This is a genomic window from Fictibacillus phosphorivorans (genome assembly GCF_001629705.1).
In the GTDB taxonomy this organism is placed as follows: domain Bacteria; phylum Bacillota; class Bacilli; order Bacillales; family Fictibacillaceae; genus Fictibacillus; species Fictibacillus phosphorivorans_A.
On sequence record NZ_CP015378.1, the window covers coordinates 1,894,765 to 1,918,660 of the forward strand.

Annotated in this window: 18 protein-coding genes; 16 read left to right on the plus strand and 2 right to left on the minus strand. The window is 38.2% G+C overall.

The annotated features are described in order from the left end of the window. Positions 1 to 24 precede the first annotated feature (24 nt). From aroC to aroA, 4 genes are read left to right on the plus strand one after another with little or no spacing between them, the layout of a single operon-like run. The gene (gene aroC, locus ABE65_RS09690) at positions 25 to 1,194 is read left to right on the plus strand and encodes a chorismate synthase (protein ID WP_066394119.1); all 1,170 of its coding nucleotides are present in this window, start codon (positions 25 to 27) and stop codon (positions 1,192 to 1,194) included. Then, positions 1,195 to 2,277, plus strand: coding sequence for a 3-dehydroquinate synthase (aroB, locus tag ABE65_RS09695; RefSeq protein WP_066394120.1), 1,083 nt, complete (start codon positions 1,195 to 1,197; stop codon positions 2,275 to 2,277). It begins immediately after the preceding gene. Positions 2,278 to 2,283: 6 nt separating this feature from the next. Next, positions 2,284 to 3,381, plus strand: a complete 1,098-nt coding sequence (locus ABE65_RS09700; protein ID WP_066394121.1) for a prephenate dehydrogenase — start codon at positions 2,284 to 2,286, stop codon at positions 3,379 to 3,381. A gap of 14 nt (positions 3,382 to 3,395) precedes the next feature. Further along, a complete protein-coding gene (gene aroA / locus ABE65_RS09705) occupies positions 3,396 to 4,679 on the plus strand; it encodes a 3-phosphoshikimate 1-carboxyvinyltransferase (protein ID WP_066394127.1) in 1,284 nt (427 codons plus the stop codon). Positions 4,680 to 4,720: 41 nt separating this feature from the next. Here aroA and cbpA read toward each other — a convergent pair whose 3' ends face one another. Then, entirely contained in the window at positions 4,721 to 5,371 is a 651-nt protein-coding gene (gene cbpA, locus ABE65_RS09710) for a cyclic di-AMP binding protein CbpA (RefSeq protein WP_066394129.1), read from the minus strand. A gap of 394 nt (positions 5,372 to 5,765) precedes the next feature. Here cbpA and abc-f point away from each other — a divergent pair, with 394 nt between their 5' ends. The 6 genes from abc-f to ABE65_RS09740 all read left to right on the plus strand — a co-directional run bounded on the left by abc-f (position 5,766) and on the right by ABE65_RS09740 (position 14,654). Next, positions 5,766 to 7,385, plus strand: coding sequence for a ribosomal protection-like ABC-F family protein (gene abc-f / locus ABE65_RS09715; protein WP_066394131.1), 1,620 nt, complete (start codon positions 5,766 to 5,768; stop codon positions 7,383 to 7,385). Positions 7,386 to 8,066: 681 nt separating this feature from the next. Continuing rightward, complete coding sequence (locus tag ABE65_RS09720; protein ID WP_066394134.1) at positions 8,067 to 9,608, plus strand: FAD-dependent oxidoreductase; 1,542 nt, start codon at positions 8,067 to 8,069, stop codon at positions 9,606 to 9,608. A gap of 219 nt (positions 9,609 to 9,827) precedes the next feature. Further along, positions 9,828 to 11,567, plus strand: coding sequence for an ABC transporter ATP-binding protein (locus ABE65_RS09725; protein ID WP_066394137.1), 1,740 nt, complete (start codon positions 9,828 to 9,830; stop codon positions 11,565 to 11,567). Next, positions 11,564 to 13,342, plus strand: a complete 1,779-nt coding sequence (locus tag ABE65_RS09730; protein ID WP_066394139.1) for an ABC transporter ATP-binding protein — start codon at positions 11,564 to 11,566, stop codon at positions 13,340 to 13,342. Before ABE65_RS09725 ends, ABE65_RS09730 begins: the two co-directional genes overlap by 4 nt. Before the next feature lie 95 nt (positions 13,343 to 13,437). Continuing rightward, the gene (locus ABE65_RS09735; RefSeq protein ID WP_066394141.1) at positions 13,438 to 14,193 is read left to right on the plus strand and encodes a TspO/MBR family protein; all 756 of its coding nucleotides are present in this window, start codon (positions 13,438 to 13,440) and stop codon (positions 14,191 to 14,193) included. A 20-nt stretch (positions 14,194 to 14,213) separates the two neighbouring features. Then, entirely contained in the window at positions 14,214 to 14,654 is a 441-nt protein-coding gene (locus ABE65_RS09740) for a hypothetical protein (protein ID WP_066394142.1), read from the plus strand. Positions 14,655 to 14,702: 48 nt separating this feature from the next. On the opposite strand, the gene ABE65_RS09745 is transcribed toward ABE65_RS09740, so the two are convergent. After that, positions 14,703 to 16,031 (minus strand): oligosaccharide flippase family protein, encoded by a 1,329-nt coding sequence (locus ABE65_RS09745; RefSeq protein WP_066394145.1) that lies wholly within the window; start codon positions 16,029 to 16,031, stop codon positions 14,703 to 14,705. Between the two features lie 130 nt (positions 16,032 to 16,161). Here ABE65_RS09745 and ABE65_RS09750 point away from each other — a divergent pair, with 130 nt between their 5' ends. From ABE65_RS09750 to ABE65_RS09775, 6 genes are all read left to right on the plus strand, one after another. Further along, positions 16,162 to 17,433: a M24 family metallopeptidase gene (locus ABE65_RS09750; protein WP_066394147.1), complete on the plus strand. Its 1,272-nt coding sequence runs from the start codon at positions 16,162 to 16,164 to the stop codon at positions 17,431 to 17,433. A gap of 80 nt (positions 17,434 to 17,513) precedes the next feature. Next, the gene (locus ABE65_RS09755; RefSeq protein ID WP_066394149.1) at positions 17,514 to 18,011 is read left to right on the plus strand and encodes a hypothetical protein; all 498 of its coding nucleotides are present in this window, start codon (positions 17,514 to 17,516) and stop codon (positions 18,009 to 18,011) included. A gap of 145 nt (positions 18,012 to 18,156) precedes the next feature. Then, positions 18,157 to 19,362 carry a GTP-binding protein gene (locus ABE65_RS09760; protein ID WP_066394152.1) on the plus strand — a complete coding sequence of 402 codons (1,206 nt, stop codon included), beginning with the start codon at positions 18,157 to 18,159 and terminating at the stop codon, positions 19,360 to 19,362. Positions 19,363 to 19,494: 132 nt separating this feature from the next. Next, entirely contained in the window at positions 19,495 to 20,235 is a 741-nt protein-coding gene (locus ABE65_RS09765) for a CBS domain-containing protein (protein WP_066394155.1), read from the plus strand. A 145-nt stretch (positions 20,236 to 20,380) separates the two neighbouring features. After that, on the plus strand, positions 20,381 to 23,335 hold the full coding sequence (fdhF, locus tag ABE65_RS09770; RefSeq protein WP_066394157.1) for a formate dehydrogenase subunit alpha: 2,955 nt from the start codon (positions 20,381 to 20,383) through the stop codon (positions 23,333 to 23,335). Further along, a complete protein-coding gene (locus tag ABE65_RS09775) occupies positions 23,328 to 23,873 on the plus strand; it encodes a helical membrane plugin domain-containing protein (RefSeq protein WP_066394160.1) in 546 nt (181 codons plus the stop codon). Before fdhF ends, ABE65_RS09775 begins: the two co-directional genes overlap by 8 nt. Positions 23,874 to 23,896: the final 23 nt, after the last annotated feature.

A 23,896-nucleotide genomic window follows, 5' to 3' on the forward strand; every position in this document is an offset into this window, starting at 1 on the left:
CCAGGCAAACAGGAGGAATAGAAAATGAGATATTTAACAGCAGGAGAGTCACACGGCCCTCAACTCACAACAATCATTGAAGGTGTACCAGCAGGTTTGCCTCTAGTTGCAGAAGACATTAATGAGGAACTTGCTAGACGACAAAAAGGGCATGGTCGTGGACGACGTATGCAGATTGAGAAGGATCAGGTTCAAATCTTAAGTGGTGTACGTCACGGAGTTACTCTTGGTTCACCGATCACACTAGTAGTAGAGAACAAGGATTTTACTCATTGGACAAAGATCATGGGTGCTGAACCTCTTGAAGAGGAAAACGCAGAAGTAAAACGTGTTATCTCTAGACCTCGACCTGGTCATGCAGATCTTAATGGTGCTATCAAGTACAACCATCGAGATATGAGAAACGTGCTAGAACGTTCTTCAGCTCGAGAAACAACGGTTAGGGTAGCAGCAGGAGCTGTAGCGAAAAAGGTACTAAAAGAGCTTGGAGTTGAAGTTGGTGGCCACGTGTTAGAACTGGGTGGTGTCGTAGCTGAGAATACTTCTTATGAATCGTTAACCGAACTTCGCGAAAAAACCGAGGTCTCGCCTGTCCGATGTCTAGATAAAAATGTTGAAAAAACGATGATGGAAGCGATTGATACCGCAAAAGAAAACGGCGATTCGATCGGTGGGGTTGTAGAAGTAATCGTAGAAGGTATGCCAGTAGGTGTTGGTAGTTATACGCATTATGATAATAAACTCGATGCTAAATTAGCAGCTGCAATTATGAGTATCAATGCATTTAAAGGTGCTGAGATCGGTATTGGTTTTGAAGCAGCACGAAAACCTGGAAGTGAAGTGCATGATGAGATTGTTTGGGATATCGAACGCGGCTATACAAGAAGAACAAACAACGCAGGAGGCTTTGAGGGAGGAATGACGACTGGGATGCCAGTTGTTGTTCGTGGTGTGATGAAGCCGATTCCAACACTGTACAAGCCGCTTAATAGTGTAGACATTGAAACGAAAGAAGTCTTTGCGGCAAGCATTGAACGTTCTGATAGCTGTGCAGTTCCTGCTGCTAGTGTTGTAGCAGAATCAGTTGTGGCCTGGGAATTGGCAAGTGCTCTAGTTAATCAATTCGGACAAGATAACATGGAAGTGATAAAGAAAAACATCGTACAACACCAAGAACGTGCAAGGGTGTTTTAAATGAACACGATAGACATAACAACACCTTCAAAAAAATATCCTGTTTTTATTGGTGATAAAGTAATCGATCAGCTTAACGTAGTCCTTGAAAACCTTAATCCTTCACCTAAGAACCTTTTGATCATAACGGATGAAAACGTTGGAAACCTTTATCTAGAAACCGTACAAAATGTGATCGGGGATGCCTTTACTTATGAAACGATACAGATTCATGCTGGTGATGATCAAAAGTCATTCGAGAATTATATGGCTTGTCAAAGCTTTGCTTTAAGTAAAGAACTGGACCGGACGTCTGTGGTAATTGCGCTTGGTGGAGGTATGATCGGTGACCTTGCTGGATTTGTCGCAGGTACTTATATGCGGGGAATTCGCTTTATTCAAATTCCGACTACTATTCTTGCGCATGATAGTGCAGTAGGAGGAAAAACGGGTATCAACCATCCTGAAGGTAAGAACATGATCGGTGTCTTTCATCAACCAGAAGCGGTGATATATTCGACAGACTTCTTAACTACTTTACCAGCAAATGAAATAAGATCTGGTTTTGCAGAGGTCATTAAACATGCATTGATCGCTGATGAAAATTTGTATCGTTCTTTACGTGCGAGCGTTAAAAGCATCGATGATCTAAAAGGTAACTCCCTACAGAAAGCTCTCATACAAGGCATTAAAATTAAAAATGAGATCGTTACACAGGACGAAAAAGAAAAAGGAATTCGAGCTTATTTAAACTTTGGTCACACACTCGGCCATGCTATAGAAGGGGAGCTTCAATATAAAGGCATCACTCATGGTGAAGCAATCGCGTTAGGTATGCTTTTTGCCCTTTCGCTAAAAGAGGACACTGAAATTTTAGGACAAGAACTAAAAATGTGGTTAAGAACTTTAGGATATCCTTCTTTCCCTAAGCACTTATCTGCTTCCTCACTTGTCAATCGAATGAAGAAAGATAAAAAAGCGGAAAAAGGCATGATTCAAATGGTGCTTCTGAACAGTTTGGGTAAGCCCTCATTATCACCTTTTACTTCAGAATCATTAGAGAGAAAATTATCTTCTTTTATAGAAGAGGCATCAAAGGAGTAGGAATAAATGAAAAACGTCTTACTAATAGGGGTTGGATTGATTGGTGGTTCAATCGCTCTTTCTATCAAACAAGAACACGAAGCAACAATCTATGGGTATGACGTTTATGCTCAAAATAGTAGAACTGCAGCAGAAATAGGTGTAATTGATGAAGCTGTTACAGACTTTATAAAGATGGCGCAAGTTGCAGATCTTATTATTATTGCAACACCTGTTGAAGCAACGTTACAAGTGATGGAAAAATTAGTTTCCATATCACCTATAATTAAAGCGCTTGTTATGGATGTTGGCAGTACAAAAAAATCCATTATGAATAAAGCTGAGAAAATGGCCGCTTCTGGAATTCGTTTTATTGGTGGTCATCCTATGGCTGGATCCCATAAAACGGGAGTGGAAAGTGCAAAGGTACATCTATTAGAAAATGCCTTTTACTTTTTAACACCAAACTCTATAACTACTGATACAGATATTGATGAAGCAAAGACTTGGCTAAAGGGGACAAGAGCAAAATTTCTCGTTACTGATCCAGATGAACATGATTTTCTTACTGGAATTGTAAGTCATTTTCCGCATCTTGTCGCTTCAAGCCTTGTGAGGATTGCCCAACATCATGCGAAGGAGAAACCTTTGATTCAGCAGTTAGCAGCAGGAGGATTCAGAGACATTACACGCATTGCTTCAAGCTCTCCAAAAATGTGGAGTGATATTGTCAGCCAAAATAAATCACATCTTTTAACTCTATTACACGAGTGGAAAAAAGAGATGGATACGGTTATAGAGTTCGTAGAAAATGGAGATGAATCAGAACTTTACGAGTACTTTGATGGAGCAAAATCATTTCGAGATTCTTTACCTGTTCGATCAAAAGGTGCGATCCATCCTTTTTCAGATTTATATGTTGATATCCTCGACAAAGTGGGAGCTTTATCTCACATCACTGCCCTTCTGGCTCAATCCGAGATCAGCATAATCAACCTCAGTATTTTAGAAGTAAGAGAAGGACTAAATGGGGTACTTCGATTAAGTTTTCAAGATGACAATGATCGAGATCAGGCACAGGAAATATTACAAAAAGAGAATTACTTAACACAAATCACTTTATAAGGAGGCACTATTTTATGACAAAGCAATTACAACCTATTCAACAATTAAAAGGATCTATTAAAGTGCCTGGTGACAAATCTATTTCACATCGAGCAGTTATGTTTGGATCCATCGCTGAGGGTAAAACCACAGTGGAAGGTTTTCTAACAGGAGAAGATTGTTTAAGTACCATTTCATGTTTTAAGAAACTCGGCGTTTCTATTCAACAAGAAGGAGAAAATGTAACCGTAGAAGGTAAAGGACTTACTGGTTTAACACCATCTTCAGAAGATTTGTATGTAGGGAATTCAGGTACAACGATTCGTTTAATGCTAGGAATACTAGCAAATACGCCGTTTCAATCCACCTTGACAGGTGATGAGTCAATCGCAAAAAGACCGATGAATCGCGTGACCAAACCCTTAAAAGAAATGGGAGCTGCGATTGATGGTAATGATGCAGGAAATAAGGTGCCTCTTCATATTAAAGGAGGCGAAACACGAGGTATTCACTACACCTCTCCAATCGCAAGTGCGCAAGTTAAATCGGCTATTATTCTAGCTGGATTAGATGGAGAAGGAACTACCTCTGTAAAAGAACCCTTCAAATCGAGAGACCATACAGAACGCATGCTTAAAGCGTTTGGAGTTGAAGTTGAGACAGATGAGTTAACTGTTTCAGTCGCAGGTGGCCAAAAATTAAAGGGTACACATATTGAAGTTCCGGGTGATATTTCTTCAGCGGCTTTCTTTTTAGTAGCAGGTGCGATTGTTCCAAACAGTGAGATCACGTTAAAAAAAGTAGGGTTGAATCCAACGCGTACCGGAATATTGGATGTACTTAAAAATATGGGGGCAGATATCACCTACCAAAATATAAATGAGACAGCTTCTGAACCTTTTGGAGATTTAGTTATTAAAAGCTCTGATTTAAAAGGAACGGTTATACAAGGAGATCTTATCCCTCGTTTGATCGATGAAATTCCAATCATAGCTTTAGCCGCAACTCAAGCAGAAGGAAAGACAATCATAAAAGATGCACATGAACTTCGAGTGAAAGAAACAGATCGAATTGAAACCGTTGTGAACGAACTAAAAAAGATGGGTGCAGATATAGAAGCTACAGAAGACGGTATGATCATACATGGTAAGTCTTCATTACACGGAGCATCTGTTCAAAGTTACGGTGACCATAGGATCGGAATGATGTTAAGTGTAGCCGCATGTATCGCTGAAGGCGAAACAACACTTACAAATAGTGAAGCGATTGCTGTTTCGTATCCTTCATTCTTTGAACAACTAGATATACTCTCGAAATAAAGAAAAACGTTCCCTGTATTCATAAGGGAACGTTTTTTGTATTATTGCACACTTGAGAATGTTCTAAGGTCTTCAATGTCTGCAACCTTAAACCCATTGGCTTCCACTCGGTGAACAAGTTCATCAATTTCTTCACGAGAAACACTTTCATTGAATGTGATAACAACTCTGCGTAGGAATTGTTTTCCTGCGTCTTGTGTGAAAACACCTTCAATATTGTATTCTTCGTGGATAGCTGTAAATAGTTTTCTTAACGAGCCTTTCCCCTCTGTAGTAGAAACGGTTAGAGAGTAGCCACCCTTTTTTATACCATAAGAATCTTCTAGAATATCCATTACTTTTGAGTGAGTAATGATTCCAAGGAAGTTATGATCATCATCGACTACAGCCATAAAAGGTAGGCGTCTGATTGTGAAAAGAACTTTGAAATAAGCAGTATTCTCATGAATAAACGCGTCTTTTTCTTCTACAATTCTACTAACATGATCCTTAACTGAACCGACATTGTCGATAATATAATCAGATGTAGTCTCTTTAAAAAGAAGACCTACAAACTTTTGTTCAGATTCATCCAAAACGGGTATGCAGCGATACCCTGACTGAATAATGGTATATCGCGCTTCGCTGATTGACATGTTCTCTGTAACATACGTTACTTTAGATTTTGTTAGATAGTTGGATTTTACTTTCATAGCACACACCCTTTTCAGAATAATATAAATATTTAAAACTATTTCGACAAAAAAAGCAAATACCCTTTCTTTTTTACTCAACTTTATTCCTAATTGCATATTAAGTAATAATACCATATACTATTACTAGAATATTTTATAAATTCTTAAAAGGAGGTGTAAGGCATGCTTAAAGGTGTACAAATGTTTGACTGGTTGGTCGTTTTCCGTGCAATTACGTACGTATTTTCAAAAATTGGCGGAGTCTGTCCATTTCCAGTTAAAACATGAAAGTACATCACAAAGTAACCTTACCCTATCCTTTTTTATTGTTAACCATGGGCAGGTATGTTGCTCATGGTTTTTTTGTATCCAAAAAAGGACAGTGGCATTGGATTAAAAGGAGAAAATGAAAATGATTATATGCACTGTTCATCAACTTAAGAAAATGTATGGCGGAAACGAGATCCTAAAAAACATATCTTTTGAAATTCACGAACAAGACCGAGTAGGTATAGTCGGACAAAATGGTTCAGGAAAGACGACCCTGTTTAAGCTGGTAAGTGGTGTTGACCATCCGGATTCAGGTTCTATAGCCATCAGAAAGGATGCAGAGATCGGTTATTTGGAACAACTTCCTGAGCATTCAGAGAATATGAGTGTATATGACGTAGTTTCTGCAACGTTTCAAGAAATCAAGAAAATTGAAAGTGAGATTCAGAAGGTTAATACCTTGTTAAGTGATCCAGAACAATCGCAACGATTAGAGAAAAATTTAAATCGGCTTTACAGGTTGCAAGAAGAATTCGAAGAACTTGACGGTTATGCGATTGAGTCAAAGATAAATGGCGTTTTAGCTGGGTTAGGTCTAACTCAACTCTCTCATCAACCATTTATGCAACTCAGTGGAGGGGAACAAACGAAGGTCGGTCTAGCCTGTTTACTACTAAAAGAACCTGAGCTATTACTCCTAGATGAACCTACCAATCACCTTGACATCGAAACGATGAATTGGCTAGAAAGCTATCTTCAAAAATATAAAGGTTCTGTTATTATTATTAGCCATGATCGCTATTTTTTAGATAAAGTGACATCAAAGACTATTGATATTGAAGATGGTGAATGCACCTTATATCATCAAAGTTATTCAGGTTTTCTAAAAGAAAAAGAAAATAACCTTTTATTAGAATTTGAGAAGTATGAAGAACAACAAAAGAAGATAAAAAAGATTAAAGAATCGATCAAACAACTAAGAGACTGGGGTGCTCGCTCAGGAAATGAAAAGTTCTTCAAAAGAGCGAGGAACATGGAAAAAGCACTTCATCGAATACAGAGTATGAAACGCCCTAAACTTGAACGGAAAAAAGCGGCATTTGAATTCTCAGTAAACAAGAGAAGTGGGCAGGACGTTGCAGTAATAAAAAGGCTTAGTAAATCAATCGAAGGTCGTTCAATATTAAGTAATCTTGAACTACAGATTCGATATGGTGAGAAGTTAGCTCTCGTCGGTAAAAACGGTTCAGGAAAATCAACGTTTCTCCAGACACTACAAACTCTAGACCACAACAGCGGTACGATAAACCTTGGTCCTTCCGTGTCGATTGGTTATCTTTCTCAAAAGGGACTAACTGCTGAATCAACTCAAACTGTACTTGATATTTTCAGAGAAAACGTACCGATGGAAGAAGGAGAAGCTCGGCACCATCTAGCAAAGTTTTTGTTTTACGGTGCATCTGTTTATAAAAAAGGAAATGAACTAAGCGGAGGAGAACGAACACGACTGAGACTTGCACAGCTTGTATATGAAGGATTCAATTTCTTGATTCTGGATGAACCAACAAACCATTTGGACATTGATTCCCGTGAAGCATTAGAACTTGCACTAGAGGAGTTTGATGGAACGATCTTATCAGTATCCCATGACCGCTATTTTATGAACAAACTATTTGAGCGTACCATTTGGTTAGAAGAGGGAAGCCTAGAAAGTTATAACGGGAATTTTGATTATGCACTTGAAAAGCGGTTAAGCAACTAAATTCATCTATTCAGTTGATAAAACAGGTTATTTTTAATAGCCTGTTTCTTTTTATTTATACCATCTTGTTTTTTAAAGTGTTGGTTTTCATTCACGGGCCGTACGGTGAGCCTCCTGCCGCTTTGCGTCATTAGGAGTCACCACGTCACCACCTGTTAGTTACAGTGGCTAGAACCTATAGGACAAAAGTTGAACGATCAAGATATCCAAGTACGCCTTCCTTACCAAATAACTTTTACTTGTCGGATTTGAACAAGCTATCTCCGTTTTCAGGACTGTCCTTTCCTCTCGTATGAACGGCAACCTTACACTAAGACCATTTTGCGTAAAAGTAAAAAGAAACAAACATTAAACTCAATACTATTTCAGAAACGCTCTTTTCTAAAAGATTATTTTTTTAAATCCTTTTCACCTTTGACTGTTGATTGGAGTGGAAGGTGTGAGACTCCTACGGGACAGGCTGGCAGGTGAGACACTTATACGTGAAACGTACGAATGTGGCTCACCGCCTGCCCCGTGGAAAGCGAACAACCTGGAACGGAAATCAACTACTTCCAAAAGCTTCAAACTATTTGAAAAACATCCTTTAGAAAATAGCCTTCTTTAATACAGTTATTACTGATTGTTCTTTCGAGGTATGGGGAATAATGGTGAGAAAACGTGTTAATCAGGAGGTATCTTATGAGTAACTATGAAAATAATATGCCGCAGTTTCCAGAACCAATCTGGAGAACGCAATTAGAACTACCTACATATTCGGTTTTAAATAAAGATCATGAAACGGAGGTTGTAGTAGTAGGAGCAGGGATTAGCGGAATCACAACCGCTTATCTTTTAGCTAAAGAAGGAAAGAGAGTTACATTGATTGAGGCAGGAAAAGTGATCAATGGAACAACTGGTCATACAACGGCAAAGATTACATCTCAACATGATGTCATCTATGATCACCTTATTTCACATATCGGATTAGATCGAGCACGCCTATATTATGAATCAAATGAACATGCTAGGAAGTTTATAGAAAATCTTGTTAAACAAAACAATATTCATTGTAACTTTGAAAAACACGACGCCTATCTATACGCAAACACCGAGGAAGGAATCAAAAAACTTAAGACAGAAGCTGATGCTTATCAAAAGTTAGAGATCGATGGTGAACTAGTTGAAAAACTTCCTTTTAATATACCTCATAAAAAAGCACTTGTTATGAGAGATCAAGCGCATTTTCATCCTGTGAAATATTTAACGGCGTTATTGCAAGAAATGGAATCACTTGGTGTTTCGGTCTACGAAAACACAACAGCAACAGATATTCTTGAAGAGGATGACAAAAAAGCTGTTGTGCAGACAAGTAACGGACACAAAATTACAGCTGACTTTGTTGCTTGTTGCACTCATTTTCCATTTTTTGACGGGCAAGGTTTCTATTTTACAAGGATGATGGCAGAGCGTTCATATGTACTAGCTGTTAAAACACAAGATACTTTTCCAAACGGGATGTATATGGGAGTTGATCAAACTTCATTCTCTTATCGTTCTATCCTACAGGACGGCGAAAAAATTGTATTACTAAGTGGAGAAAGTCATCAAACAGGACAGGGAATTCCTACACATCAGCACTATGAGGCTTTATTAAAAGAAGCAAAAAAATCATTAAAATTAGAAAGAGTGCTTTATCGTTGGTCAGCACAAGATTTGATTACACTCGATAAAATACCATTCATAGGTAAGCTTACACATAAGCATGATCACATTTTAGTGGCTACAGGTTACAAGAAGTGGGGAATGACGACAGGAACTCTTGCTGCATTAATTATTACAGATCATATCCTAGGTAGAGATAATGATTATGCTGAAGTCTACAAGCCGCAAAGGTTTCAAGCTGATCCATCTGATATTAAACAGTTTATAAAGGAAAACGCAGACGTCGCAAAACATTTTGTTTCTGGCAAGTTAGATAAACCCTCAAAACACCCAAGAAGTCTAAACAAAGATGAAGGATGTGCCGTGACTGTCGATGGCGAGAGATGTGGAGCCTACCGAGATCCGAGTGGAGAGCTTCATATAGTTGATACGACCTGTACACATCTCGGGTGTGAAACAGAATGGAATAGTGGCGATCGAACATGGGATTGTCCCTGCCACGGCTCACGCTTTTCATACGATGGTTCAGTCGTAGAAGGACCTGCCAAAAAACCGCTAAAACGTGTAGAGTTACAATAAAACAATAGGAGAAGACTTATTAAAGTATGAGTTGCTTTAGTAAGTCTTTTTTTATGTATTCTAGATCGAAATTCGTATATTAAGTCAACATGATTCATATTTTACTTACAATTTGTAAAAGAATTTTTATAATTTCAAAAAAATAACAAGTAAAAATAATGAAAATTTTATGAATTTAGTATAAAATAAAGTGCTTGAAAGCGAGAGGGGGAAATAAATATGAAGCTTTTGAGAGAAACATTAAAGCATTTTAAGCCTTATTGGAGGGGGCTTCTTCTAGCTTTTATCTGTTCGTTGATTGGTGGTGCCTTTACCGTAATCCCACCTATTTTAGCAGGAAAGCTAGTAGATGAAATCCTGCCCAATGAAATGACGGATATGATAGGTTGGCTCGTTGCAGGTGTTCTGTTCTCTTTTTTGTTTAAGGTGATATTTGAATCCTTACAAGAATTTATTCAAATTCAGATCGGTTTAGATGTTATCACGGATATGCAGATGCGTGCATTTGGGAGGTTACATAAAACACCGATGTCCTTTTTTACGACTACACCTCGAGGAGATATGCTGTATCGACTTACACATGACGTAGAAGCTGTCCAGAACTTAAATAATACGGTCGTGCCTCGATTCGTACAACAAGTAGTGAGTGCAATAGCAGCTTTTATTGCCGTATTTGCTCTATATTGGCCAGTCGCAATTGTGATGTTCTGTGTATTTGCTATCTATCTGTATCCATCATTTAAACTTGGAACGACTATGAGAAAGATGAGTGCGGTTCAACGGGATATGCGGGCAGATATCTATCATCACCTTCAAGAAAGCATTGAATCAACAAGACTAGTTCGTACTTTCCAAACACAAGAAAGAGAAATACATACACAAGATAAAAAACTTACAGATTGGAAGAATTATTCCATACGTGCTGCTTTAATCGGAAAAGTAAACTGGCGTCTTGGTAATCTATTTAATATCGCTACTCCAGGTGTTGTAATGTTAGTTGGGGGAATAGCCGTTTGGAATAATACGATTTCTGTCGGAACCCTTGTTGCATGTTTAGGGTTTATTCCTACGATGTTTTTTCCTATTCGATCACTAGCTGAGAATGCATTGATCATACAACAAGCTATACCGGCTCTTCAGAGAATCTATGAATATTTTGACTTACCACAAGAACATGAGGATAATCTTCCGAACATGGAGCCAATTCGTGGTGATATTGATGTTGACAATCTATGGTTTCGTTATCCTGGCAACGAAGAATTTGTATTAAAAGGTGTATCATTGAATATGAAGGCAGGCCAACACATTGGTATTGTCGGTACTAGCGGCGGCGGTAAATCTACACTCATCCAATTGCTTCTCGGACTTTATGAACCTGAGGCAGGCACTATTGAAATCGACCAACAAAACTTGTTTGAGTATAATAGAAATTCTTTTCGTCAGCAGGTAGGAGTCGTCTCTCAGGAAACGTTTCTTTTAAACAATACACTGCGGATGAACTTATTATATGGAAGAAAAGATGCAACTCAAGCCGATTTAGATGCAGCATGTGATGCTTCAGGACTTACAGATTTTGTCGCTGCTTTGCCAGAAGGTTACGAAACAATCGTTGGGGAACGGGGGCTTAAACTTTCGGGTGGACAAAGACAACGTGTCGCACTTGCAAGAGCAATTCTTCGACATCCTGCTCTTTTAATCTTTGATGAAGCAACTTCTTCCCTGGATGGGGAGACAGAAGAACGTGTGCAATCCGCCCTTGAAGAGCTCATTCCAGGCAGAACGACGATCACGATAGCTCACCGGCTGATCACGGTTAGGGATGCAGATAAAATCGTACTCTTAGACAAGGGTGTTGTAGCTGAATCAGGTACGCACGAAGAACTTTTGGCAGCGCGAGGGCAGTACTACGAACTCTATATGGCGCAGTACAGTGAATTGGAAAAGGAGAGAGCGATATGAGCCAGACAGCATTGAAACATAAAAATCGAGACGGCAGACGCGTTCTAGCCTTTTTAAAGCCTCATAAAAAATGGGTATTTGCAGATGCGTTTGTTATTGCCGTTTCTCAAGTGTTTTCTGCACTGATTCCGACACTTGCACTAGGTTGGCTTGTTGATTCCATTTTACCTGGTGAGTCCAATCAACTTCTATGGGGGTTGATGTGGCTGTTGATCTTTGCTGCTGTTGCTGACTTGATTCTAATGGTTATAGATGAATATTTTTGTCATCAAGTCGCAAAGACCGTAACAAACTGGCAAAAATTAAGACTGTTTAAACATCTTCAAAATTTACCTTTTTCGTTTTATCAAAACAACCAATCTGGTGAAATGATGGCTCGTGTTTCTGATGATCCAGATACACTTCACAACTTCCTTGCATGGGAAGGATCGACCTTTATGGCCTCTGTACAAGGTGTTATTTTATACAGCATCGTCCTTCTTTGGATTCATCCTTATTTAATGATAACGAGTGTTGTGTTAGGTATTATCTTCTATCTAACGTCAAATGCAGTTGGTCAGCGTACACGACAATCTTCAGCGAATGCAAGAAAAGAAGCATCTCGATATCTTGAGAGACTTCGTGAGTCTGTCACGGGTATCCATCTTTCTAGGGTATTAGGGGTTTCTGATGGAGAGGTTTCAAGTGTAGCTGAAATTAGAAAATCATTCATTAAAGAATCTCGACAGGAATTAAAAGCTAGGATGCAATCAATTGTAGTAATCGGGAGCTATAACGGTCTTGCATTAGCTGTCGTTTATGGATTAAGCGCATATTTGATCTGGAACGACCAATTAACGGCTGGTCAGATGCTAACTGCAGCTGGTCTCGTGGCAATCGCTGCAAATGAGATGCAACGAATGTTAAGAAACTGGCTTTCCGTAAGAAGAACTGGCCCTGCGTTAGATCGCTCTGAACTTTTACTCGGCCAAGAAGTTTCAAGTGCTGAAACAGAAAAAGGATTGATTCCAAAAGAGGTTGAAGGAGAAATCGAATTTAGGGATGTTGCATTCGGTTATCCTGAAAAAGACGATAAAGTATTAAAGGGCTTATCATTTTCTGTAAAGTCTGGAGAAGCGGTAGCACTTGTAGGACCTAGTGGGTCTGGGAAATCAACCGTTGTTGATTTATTATTGCGTTTGTATGAACCAGATAGTGGAGCTGTTTTTATAGATGGAAAAAACGTATCAACTGTTGATGCAGGGTGGCTTCGCTCACAAGTTGCGATCGTTTCCCAAGACGTCCAGCTTCGAAATGGTTCTTTGGCGGATAATTTGCGAATTGCCAAACCTGAAGCAACTGAGGATGAATTACTATCAGCATTAACAGACAGTGGACTTGGAGAATTCTTACTTACTCTTCCTGAAGGACTAAACACCCTAGTTGGAGAAAGAGGAAGTTTGCTATCTGGAGGACAGAAGCAAAGGTTGTCATTAGCACGTGCTCTAGTAAAAGATGCAGCCGTTCTTGTCCTTGATGAAGCGAGCTCTGCTTTAGATCCCATCACAGAAGTTCAAGTTAATGAAGCGATCAATAAAAGAAAATCAAAACAAACGCTCATTATTATTTCGCATAGGCTATCAACTGTCTTAGCAGCAAATCGAGTGATTGTCATCGAGAACGGAGTCATGATCGAGGATGGAGTTCATGATGAGTTGCTGAAATCTGATAATGGAGTATACAGCAGATTATTTAAACGAGAAGCAGATATTGGAACACAAGCATTTAGTAGTTAAGATAGGTTACGCCATTTCGTTTAAATTTCCTTTTTCTCATAATTCCCTTCCAATTTGGGTATATATGAAACTATATATCCAAAGGAGGGAAATTGATGTCAGCAACTTTTAGAGCTATTTTGAATATCGTAGCACTCGCAGCAGTAATCTTTGTTAATTATTTGGCCAATGCACTACCTTTGAATGGACAGACAACAGGGGAATTATCTGCAAAGTACAATGTGTTAATCACGCCGGCAGGTTATGTGTTTTCCATATGGGGACTTATCTATTTACTGTTAACAATATGGGTAATAGTTCAAGTGCTTCCTCAGAATAGAGATAAGCCCGTGTATGAAAACATCGGCTTATGGTTTGTTTTGAACTGTATCTTAAATTGTACGTGGATATTTGTTTGGCATTATGAATTTCTCGGTTTATCTTGGTTGGTGATGATTGGGCTCTTATTGTCACTCATTATGATCTATACGAAAATTCAAAATCAAGATAACAAATCTCCCTTCGTTCGACTTCCGTTCTCGGTCTATCTCGGATGGATCAGTGTGGCAACGATCGTGAATACCGCGGTTGTTTTGAAATATAGCGGATGGAATGGTTTTGCACTCTCTTCTGTTACTTGGACTGTGATCATGTTACTAGTAGGCACAGGATTAGCAATCTTTTTTACCCTTTTAAACAAGGATGTTATTTATCCACTCGTCTTTGTTTGGGCGTATGTCGGAATAGGGGTTAGGCATAAGGGAGAGATCGATGTTCTCACCTATACGAGTTTTACGTTAGCGATTTTACTTTTGTTATTCATTATTTGGAGACTTGCTACAAAAAGAAATGGAGAAGTAGCAATGAAATAGGATTTAGAGGAGAGTAAAGAATGGTTAAGTTATCGATGCCTGTGGGCTTGTTGTTAGAATCAGCTATAGCTGGCGGTGTTTCTGGAGAACGATTGTTAGAAGTGATCAGAACGAAAAATTTCGAAGCACTTCGTCATGTTGGTAAAGAAGAGTCAAGCTGGACTTATTTTTTCGAATTTGCAGAACAGAACTGGGAAACGGTTGTTTCTGCAATTACGACGGGCTATACCTATAAGTTTATTACGATCAGAGGATTGATGAACTTGATTCAAAGCAAATATAAGCTAAAAGAGAACGATGACTTTATAATGAATGAATCAGGCATCGACATGAACCTCTCAGATGAACAGCTTGATTTTCTTCGATCTCGAATTCCTTCACAATGGGTATTCAAGAAACAAGAACAAACAAAGTACGGAGTTCAGGCTTTCTTAGCCCAAACAACATCAGCCAATGTGTAGATAACGTAAAAGCGCTTGAGCGGGAAATATCCTGCCTAAGCGCTTTTTTTAATCTTGATAGTTATTTCTTGCACTCAACCATGTGTTGATTCCGATCGCTTTACACACAGAGAAGTAATGAAGAAGCATCAATAGGACGGAACCCGCGTTCATTCCAATGATGATACCGTGCATTCCTAACGATGGGTGAGAACCTAACATGTACATAAGAACAAAAGATAGTGTTGTTGACCAGACCGATTGAACAAATGCAGTTGTTATTAAGCCAAGTCCGATCAGATATGCTTGAAGAGGGATCAAGAAAAAAGTAAACAAAAAACTTGGCCACAATAATTCTAAATACGTGGCGGCAGATTGTGAATGGAAGAACATTAAGGTAAGTTTATCTGAAAACATTAAAAAGATAGCAACGGCTGGAAACCCGTATAATGCAGTTATACCCATTACGCGAATAAGAAGGCTTTTTAATTTTTCTACGTCTTTTTTAGCCGTAGCTTCTGAAACAGTGGGGATCAATACGACCAAAAGAGAATGTGCAATAAACGCAGGAAAGAATCCGATAGTGATTGCTACACCTGCTAATAAACCAAACTCTTCCGTTGCCGCAACTCCTGAAAAGCCTGCAAGAGACAATGAATATTTGATTAGAAATGGTTGTATAGCGTTTGTTACAGCATGAAACAGTCGTAAGCCTGTAGTCGGAATCGTTACGGCCATAAGACTTCTAGTTACTTCATTTGAGGAGAGATGTTCATTATTATGAGTTTGCATTCTTTTGTATTGAATCAAATAGGCTGTGAATAAATAGACAAAAACGACAAGTTCACTACCTACAAAAGTTGCTAATGCTATAAGGATTGCCGTTTCGTTATCAAAAGAAAACAACTGATAAATGCCAGTCAATAAGATGAGCTGAGCCAATTTTCGAAACAAGTTTGAGAACGCCAGCTTACCCATCTGCTGTTTGCCCATAAAAAAACCTCTAGCTATTGATGTTAGGGAAATCAGAGGGATTAATAGGACCATAAGCCATCTCACCAGCGGGTGATAACTATTGAAAACAGGTATAAAAGGCAAGATCACTAAAGCAAGTACAACCATTGCGACAGTCAACAATATCGTCATCTTTGTAGCATGTTTCAGCATGCTAAAGTGTTGTTTCTCTTCTTTTTCTGCAACGAATTTTGAGATGGAAATCGGTAATTCCAAACTCGCGATAATAATAATCAAGATGACAGTTGGAAAGATCGACATATAATGACCGAGTCCTAATTCACCTAATTCTCTAGCTAGCACCATGTTCACAATGAATTCTAAGCTTTCGCCAACTAATGCAGCAGCAGCAAGCAACAATACTCCTCTAAGAAATATATTCATACGATGAGTGCATCTCCTTGTACACGTTGTCCTTTTATTCATATGCAAAAAAAAATGAAACAAGACCTCGAAGGACTTTAAACATTAAAAGGAGAAAGATAAGCATATAGCAGAACAAGGAGAGATTATAGTGACATTACATACAGAAAAAAATACAGTTCAAATTCTATCATTGTTAGAACAAGAAAAGATTATGGATCAGTGGCTTTTTGAAAGGCTAGAGCAATTATTGCCTTTGTTAATGAAGAAGCATAACGTTGAAATGTGGATAACGATTGGCAAGGAATATAATGAAGACCCAATTGGGAAGACTTTCTTTCCTTCAGCGATCGATAGTTCAAGGCGATTAACGATTTTTGCATTTGTTAAAGAAAACCACTCTGACAAAATTAATCGATATGTTATTTCTTCTAATAAAACTTTCGAACCTTTTTACTCATGCTATCCATTACAAGTTAATGAAGATCCTTTTGATGGATTGATGAGGTTAATAGAAAAATTCAATCCTGAATCCATAGCAGTTAATTCTTCTTTGCATTATGCTTTTTGCGATGGATTAAGTCATTCTAATTATGAGAAATTACAAAAAGTCTTAGGAACACAGCATGCTGAAAAACTGGTTTCCTCTGAAAACATTGCGATCGATTGGCTTCAAACAAGAACCGAGTCTGAACTTCATTGGTATAGAAAATTAGAAGGCATTACAAAAGAAATCGTAAAACAGACATTTACGAACGAACTCGTTATACCTCATAAAACCTCAACGCAGGATTTAGTTAGATGGATTAGACAACACGTAACAGATTTAGGGTTGAAAACATCTTTTTATCCCACAGTTGATATCCAAAGGCAAGATGGATCTTCAGACAGATTGGAAGGTGTTATACTTCCAGGAGATATCATCCATCTGGACTTTGGAATTGAATATCTTGGTCTTTGCACAGATACACAACAATTAGCTTATGTTCTTAAAGAGAATGAAATAGAACCTCCTAAAGGGCTAAGAAATGCATTAAATACGGCAAATGAATTCGAAGATCTCTTTTTTAAAGAAAGTAAAGAAGGAATGTCGGGGAATGAAATCTTTTTAAATGTACTTACTAAGGCAGAACAAAATCAAATGGATGCTATGCTTTACTCACATCCTATAGGCTATTTTTGTCATGGAGCAGGACCAATTATCGGACTGTATGATAAACAAGAATATATTCCAATTCGGGGAGAGTTAAGGATGGAGAATAACACGTGCTATGCACTAGAATTTAACATTAGACATTTCATCCCTGAATGGAACAAAGCTGTTCCGATCTATCTAGAAGAGACGGTTTGTTTTAAAGAAGGTAAGATGCAATTTTTCACAGGCAGACAAACAGATTTTTATCTAATCAAGCCTGAGTGGTAATAAAATACATTTGAAATATCTATTCACCTCTAGTACAATGAGAAACTGTGTGTTTCAGCTTGTTGTAGGGGAGAGATAAAATGTTATTGCTTGGACAAGAACAAGATAGAGAAACAAAAATAGATCGTAATGAGCTTGAATTTCAATTATTGCGGATGCAGAACGATATGAAGCAAATCGCTAAAAATTATGATGTGATCGGTGTTGATCAAACAAAAGATGACAACCTTGTGATTGTTTATAAATCTGAAGAATTGGATCAATGTAAGATTATGATTAATGATTGTGAATCCAGATATGACGGCTGGGATTTTTCAATAGATGCTGTGTATGAAGATAAAAATACGATTCATATTGGTGATATTAAAGGACCAGCAAATAAAGGTTACGGCTCAATCTGTATGCATTATTTAAAAGAAACAGCTTCAGATAAGAACATCCCCACAATAAAAGGCGATATAGCCAAGAGAGACTGGGGACATGTAGACCGGCTTGTTCATTTTTATGAAAAACATAATTTTGATATTGAACTCGATCCTGAAAATAAATGTGGAAAAATTGAATGGAATCACTATTAAAAAGGCGTGTATCGTAAAGATAACACGTCTTTTTTTGTACACATTTCTTTGGAAAATTCATTTGAACGTAATTAAGTCTTGACTTAACATAAATACTGTTTTACGATACTAATCGTAATGATTACGATTTAAAGGAGATTTATTTATGTTACATACACTAACTAAAAGAGTACCTGTAACCGTGTTGAGTGGATTTTTAGGAGCTGGTAAAACTACACTTATGAATCATATATTAACGAACAGAGACGGTTTGAAAGTAGCTGTAATTGTTAATGACATGAGTGAGATTAATATTGATGCTACTTTGATAAAGAATGAGACAAAGTTATCTAGAACAGAAGAAAAACTCGTTGAAATGACGAATGGATGTATTTGCTGCACGCTTAGAGAGGATCTATTGATTGAAGTAGAACGAATCGTAAAAAACGGTGGTATTGATTATATCCTCATCGAATCAACTGGTATAAGCGAGCCTATTCCAGTTGCACAAACTTTCACATATTTAGATGAAGATTCAGGCGTGGATCTCGCTTCTTATTGCAAGCTGGATACAATGGTAACCGTAGTTGATGGAAACAGATTCTGGAACGATTTTGCATCTGGCGAAAGTTTATTAGATCGTAAAGCAGCATTAGACGAAACGGATACAAGAGAGGTAGTAGACCTCTTGATCGATCAGATAGAATTTTGTGATGTATTGGTTTTAAACAAGTGTGATCTATTAGAGAAAGACGACCGAGAAGAACTAAAAAGAATCTTAAAAAAATTACAGCCGCAAGCAAAACTAATTGAAACTGAATTCGGTAAAGTCGATCCTAAAGATATTCTCTCAACTGGTCTGTTTGATTTCGAAAAAGCAAGTGAGTCTGCAGGATGGATGAAAGAGCTCGAAACAGAACACATACCTGAAACCGATGAATATGGAATTTCTTCATTTGTATACCGAAAGAAAAGACCTTTACATCCTGCAAGACTTTATACTTTTTTAGAGAATTGGCCACCTGAAATTGTTCGAGCAAAAGGATTTATCTGGGTAGCTTCTCGAAATGATTGGGCAATATTGCTCAGTCAAGCTGGTACGAGCATCATCTTTCAACCAGCAGGTCAATGGGTGGCAGCTCTTCCAAAAGAAGAACAAGAAGAAATTATAGAGGAAGAAAAGAGTCAAAATCCAAATTGGGATGATGAATTCGGAGATCGTATTACCGAACTAGTGTTTATAGGAATTGATTACAACAAAGAACAATTAGTAGAACAGTTAGATCATTGCTTATTAACCGACTCTGAAATGAATAACGAAGATTGGGGTAAGTTTAACGACCCGTTACCTCGATTCCCTGAAAGTGAATAATTTTACAAACGAATCCATTTTGGGTTCGTTTTTATTTGCTTAAAATCATTAAACTCAGTAGAAGTTTTAGTTTGAAGTTGTTAAAAAATTGGGTACTTAAAGAGTATTGCAAGAGAGAAGGAGAGATTGATCATGACCGTCACTCATATCAAATCTAATACAGAAAATAGTCTTTCTGAACGCTTTGAAATTGCTTTTAATCAGATTCACAAATGCTTAATTGACAAAGTAAAAGATACGAAAGATGATCGGTTTAAAAACCTAGTGGAAACAGGAATGAAAAAGCATTCACTTATCCGATCTTTTTATAATGAGCTCGGTCAGTTTGCAAAACTAAGAAATGCTATTGTTCATGAGAAGGTAGATCATGATTTTTACATTGCTGAACCTCATCTAGAGATCGTAGAGAGAATAGAAAAAATAGCGGGTTATTTCATGAAACCTGAAACAGCGCTTAACATTGCAACCAAAAAGGTACATCATTTTAAAGAAAGTGACCGGTTGGAAGATGTTTTAAGCTGTATTCGAAAAACATCGTATTCACGTTTTCCTATCTATAACGAAAAAGGAGAGTACCTTTGGCTTCTAACGGCTACATACTTATTGAATTGGTTGACTGACAGGCTTGCTGATCAAGTGATCGATCTTAATAATGCAAGAATTTCGGATATTGCAGACAATGAACAAAAACAACTGGTAGCATTTATTTCAAAAACTTCAAGTATTTTTAAAGCAGAGGAAATCTTCGAAAATATTCATAAAGAAGGAAAAAAGCTTGAGGCGATCATCATCACATTAAATGGAAGTGAGAACGAAAAACCTTTAGGGATTTTTACTTCCTATGATCTGATAGAGATTGATTTAGATGACTAACTGAGAAAGGCACTCACGAAGAGTGTCTTTTTGTTTGTAAACAAATGAATAAATAACATTTGTTTAAGGAAATAACGATTAGGGAAACGGTTGTTTGAGATGTCAGAATATTTTGTGTGTAACCTTCAGGAAAGGGTGTTATCATTTGGAAGATTTTACGGTGAAACTAAACGGAACAGAAAGAAAAGCTACTCAAGGAGAAACGGTACTAAATATGTTAGATGGTTCATCAGATCAAGTTCCCCATGTTTGTTATCATCCAAGCCTAGGACCGATTGAAACATGTGATACGTGTATCGTTAAAGTGAATGGAGAATTTGTTAGAGCATGTTCAACGAAGATAAATAAAGGAGATATCATTGATACAAATTCTGATGAGGTACGTGAAGCTCAAGTCATCGGAATGGATCGAATCCTTTTTAATCATGAGTTGTATTGTACGGTTTGTGATTATAACAACGGCGGTTGTGAGGTACATAACACAGTAAAAGAAATGAAGATCAACCACCAAAGCATTCCTTTTGAACACAAACCATATGAAGTCGACGATTCTAACCCCTTTTATAGGTATGACCCTGATCAATGTATATTGTGTGGGCGATGTGTAGAAGCATGTCAAGATGTTCAAGTGACAGAGACTCTTACAATCGATTGGGAAAGAGAAAGACCAAGAGTGATCTGGGACAAAGATGTACCAATCAATGAATCTTCTTGTGTATCATGTGGGCACTGTTCTACAGTTTGTCCTTGCAACGCCATGATGGAAAAAGGAATGGAAGGCGAAGCAGGATACATGACTGGGATCAATCGCGAAACACTCCGCCCGATGATCGAGATCACGAAAGGTGTGGAGACGGGATACGGCTCCATACTTGCTATATCAGATATGGAAGCCGCGATGAGAGAACAACGAATTAAAAAAACAAAGACCGTGTGCACTTACTGCGGTGTGGGTTGTAGTTTTGATGTCTGGACAAAGGGCAGAGAAATCTTAAAAGTAGATCCGCAGATTGAAGCACCTGCAAACGGGATTTCAACATGCATTAAAGGTAAATTCGGTTGGGACTTTGTGAACAGTGAGGAACGGTTAACGAAACCTCTGATTCGTGAAGGAGATGTATTTAGAGAAGCTTCTTGGGACGAAGCATATAACTTAATTGCTTCAAAATTTACAGAGATCAAGGATAAGAATGGCGCTCAAGCGCTCACGTTTATCAGCTCATCTAAGTGCACGAATGAAGAATCCTATCTGATGCAAAAATTAGCACGTGGTGTTATCGGTACAAATAATATTGATAATTGTTCGCGTTATTGTCAAACTCCAGCCACTATGGGATTATTTCGAACTGTAGGACATGGTGGTGATTCAGGATCTATAAAAGATATTGAAAAATCAGAGCTGGTAATCGTGATCGGCTCAAACACATCAGAATCTCATCCCGTCTTAGCAACGCGTGTTAAGCGATCACATAAATTACACAACCAAAAACTAATCGTCGCTGATCTTAGAAAACATGAGATGGCTGAACGTGCCGATCTATTCATTCAGCCACGGGCAGGTTCAGATCTTGTTTGGCTGTCTGCAGTAACGAAGTACATTTTAGATGAAGGATTAGCTGATCATGATTTTTTACAAAAACATGTGAATGGCTTGGATGTATTTACAGAGAACCTTGAAACGTTCACTTTAGAGTTCGCAGAAAAAGTGACAGGACTTTCACAAGATACACTTATCCATTTAGCAAAAACCATTTCACAATCCAAAAGTGTCTGTGTTCTCTGGGCAATGGGCGTTACACAGCATATGGGAGGAAGTGATACAAGCACGGCTATATCCAATCTACTCTTAGTGACAGGAAACTATGGACGAGAAGGTGTAGGTTCATACCCGTTACGAGGACACAACAATGTTCAAGGCGCAAGTGATTTTGGTAGCATGCCAGACCGCTTACCTTCGTATGAGAAAGTTGCCGATAAAAAGGTTAGAGAGAAATACGAAAAAGCGTGGGATGTAAAAATTCCAGAAGAACCGGGTCTTAACAATCATGAAATGGTCCAAGGTATTCATGATGGCCATGTAAAAGCGATGTATTTAAAAGGAGAAGACATGGGAATCGTCGACTCAAACATAAACCATGTTCATGCAGCTTATGAAAAACTAGACTTTTTTGTGGTACAAGATCTTTTCCTTACAAGAACCGCTCAGTTTGCTGACGTTGTTTTACCAGCAAGTCCAAGTCTAGAAAAAGAAGGTACATTCACTAACACAGAGAGAAGAATACAAAGGTTATATCAGGTATTAGAACCATTAGGAGATTCTAAACCAGATTGGGAGATAATCCGTGATATCGCGAATCGACTTGGAGCTGGATGGGATTACAAACATCCGAGTGACATAATGGAAGAAGCAGCACAACTAGCGCCACTATTTGCCGGAGTATCCTATGAACGGTTAGAAGGGTACAAAAGTCTACAGTGGCCAGTGGCTGAAGACGGAACAGATACTCCAATCCTTTTTAAAGATGGATTTCCTTTTGACGATAAGAAAGCGCGGCTATTTCCAGTAAACTGGACAGAGCCTGTAGAATTTGGAGAAGAATACGATATTCATGTTAACAACGGAAGACTATTAGAACATTTTCACGAGGGAAACATGACGTATCAATCAGAAGGGATTACATCTAAAACGCCTAACACTTTTCTTGAGATATCTCCTGAACTAGCTGAAGAACGAGGAATAAAGGATGGGACACTAGTAAGATTATCTTCACCTTATGGAAATGTAAAAGTTCATTGTTTAGTAACGGACCGTGTAAAAGGCAAAGAAGTCTACCTCCCTATGAACGATAGCGGAGAAGCAGCTATAAATCTACTTACAAGCAGCTATTCTGACAAAGATACAGATACACCTGCATACAAAGAGACACGTGCAAAGCTTGAGATTTTGATGGAGGATGGTGTGAATCCTTTGCCAAGAACAAACTTCAGGTACGGCAATCCACAACCTCAAATAGGAGTTCAAGTAGAAAAGAAGTGGGCAAGAGAAGATTATATCTTTCCAGGTGATGCTGTGAAAAAGGGGCGGAATCAACATGGCTAAGGCGATTAAAAACGTTCAAAAACAAACGATTTCAGCAGAAGAAAAACGATCTAATGACCTAAGAGAGGTAGAAGATGCACTTATTCAGAATAAGTCGGCGATCTTACAAACACTCGAAATCTTAAACCATATGAACGAAAAAGGGATTCTACCTCTATTGAATGGATTGTTCGGACAAGGGGATAAGGTAATGGATATTGCTGTGAAAGCGATGGACAAACCTGATAACACCAACACATTAAAAAATCTACTCTTGCTCCTAGGAACACTTGGAATGATCAACGTGAAGCAACTTGAACCATTTCTACTAAAAATAGATGCAGGGATCGCCAGAGTAGCTGAACATAAAGATACAGATGAAAAAACGAGTTACTTTGATATCGTCCGTTCGTTAAAAGATCCAGAGATCAATAAAGCCGTTACCATACTGATGCAGTTCCTAAAAGGCATGGGCCAAGAAACAGAACACTATGAAAAGACGACAGGAGACTCACCTAGAGACCGCGTAAAACAGAGCAAGGAAAAAACATTAGAGTAATAAAAGTATAAAAGTAGAGGAGT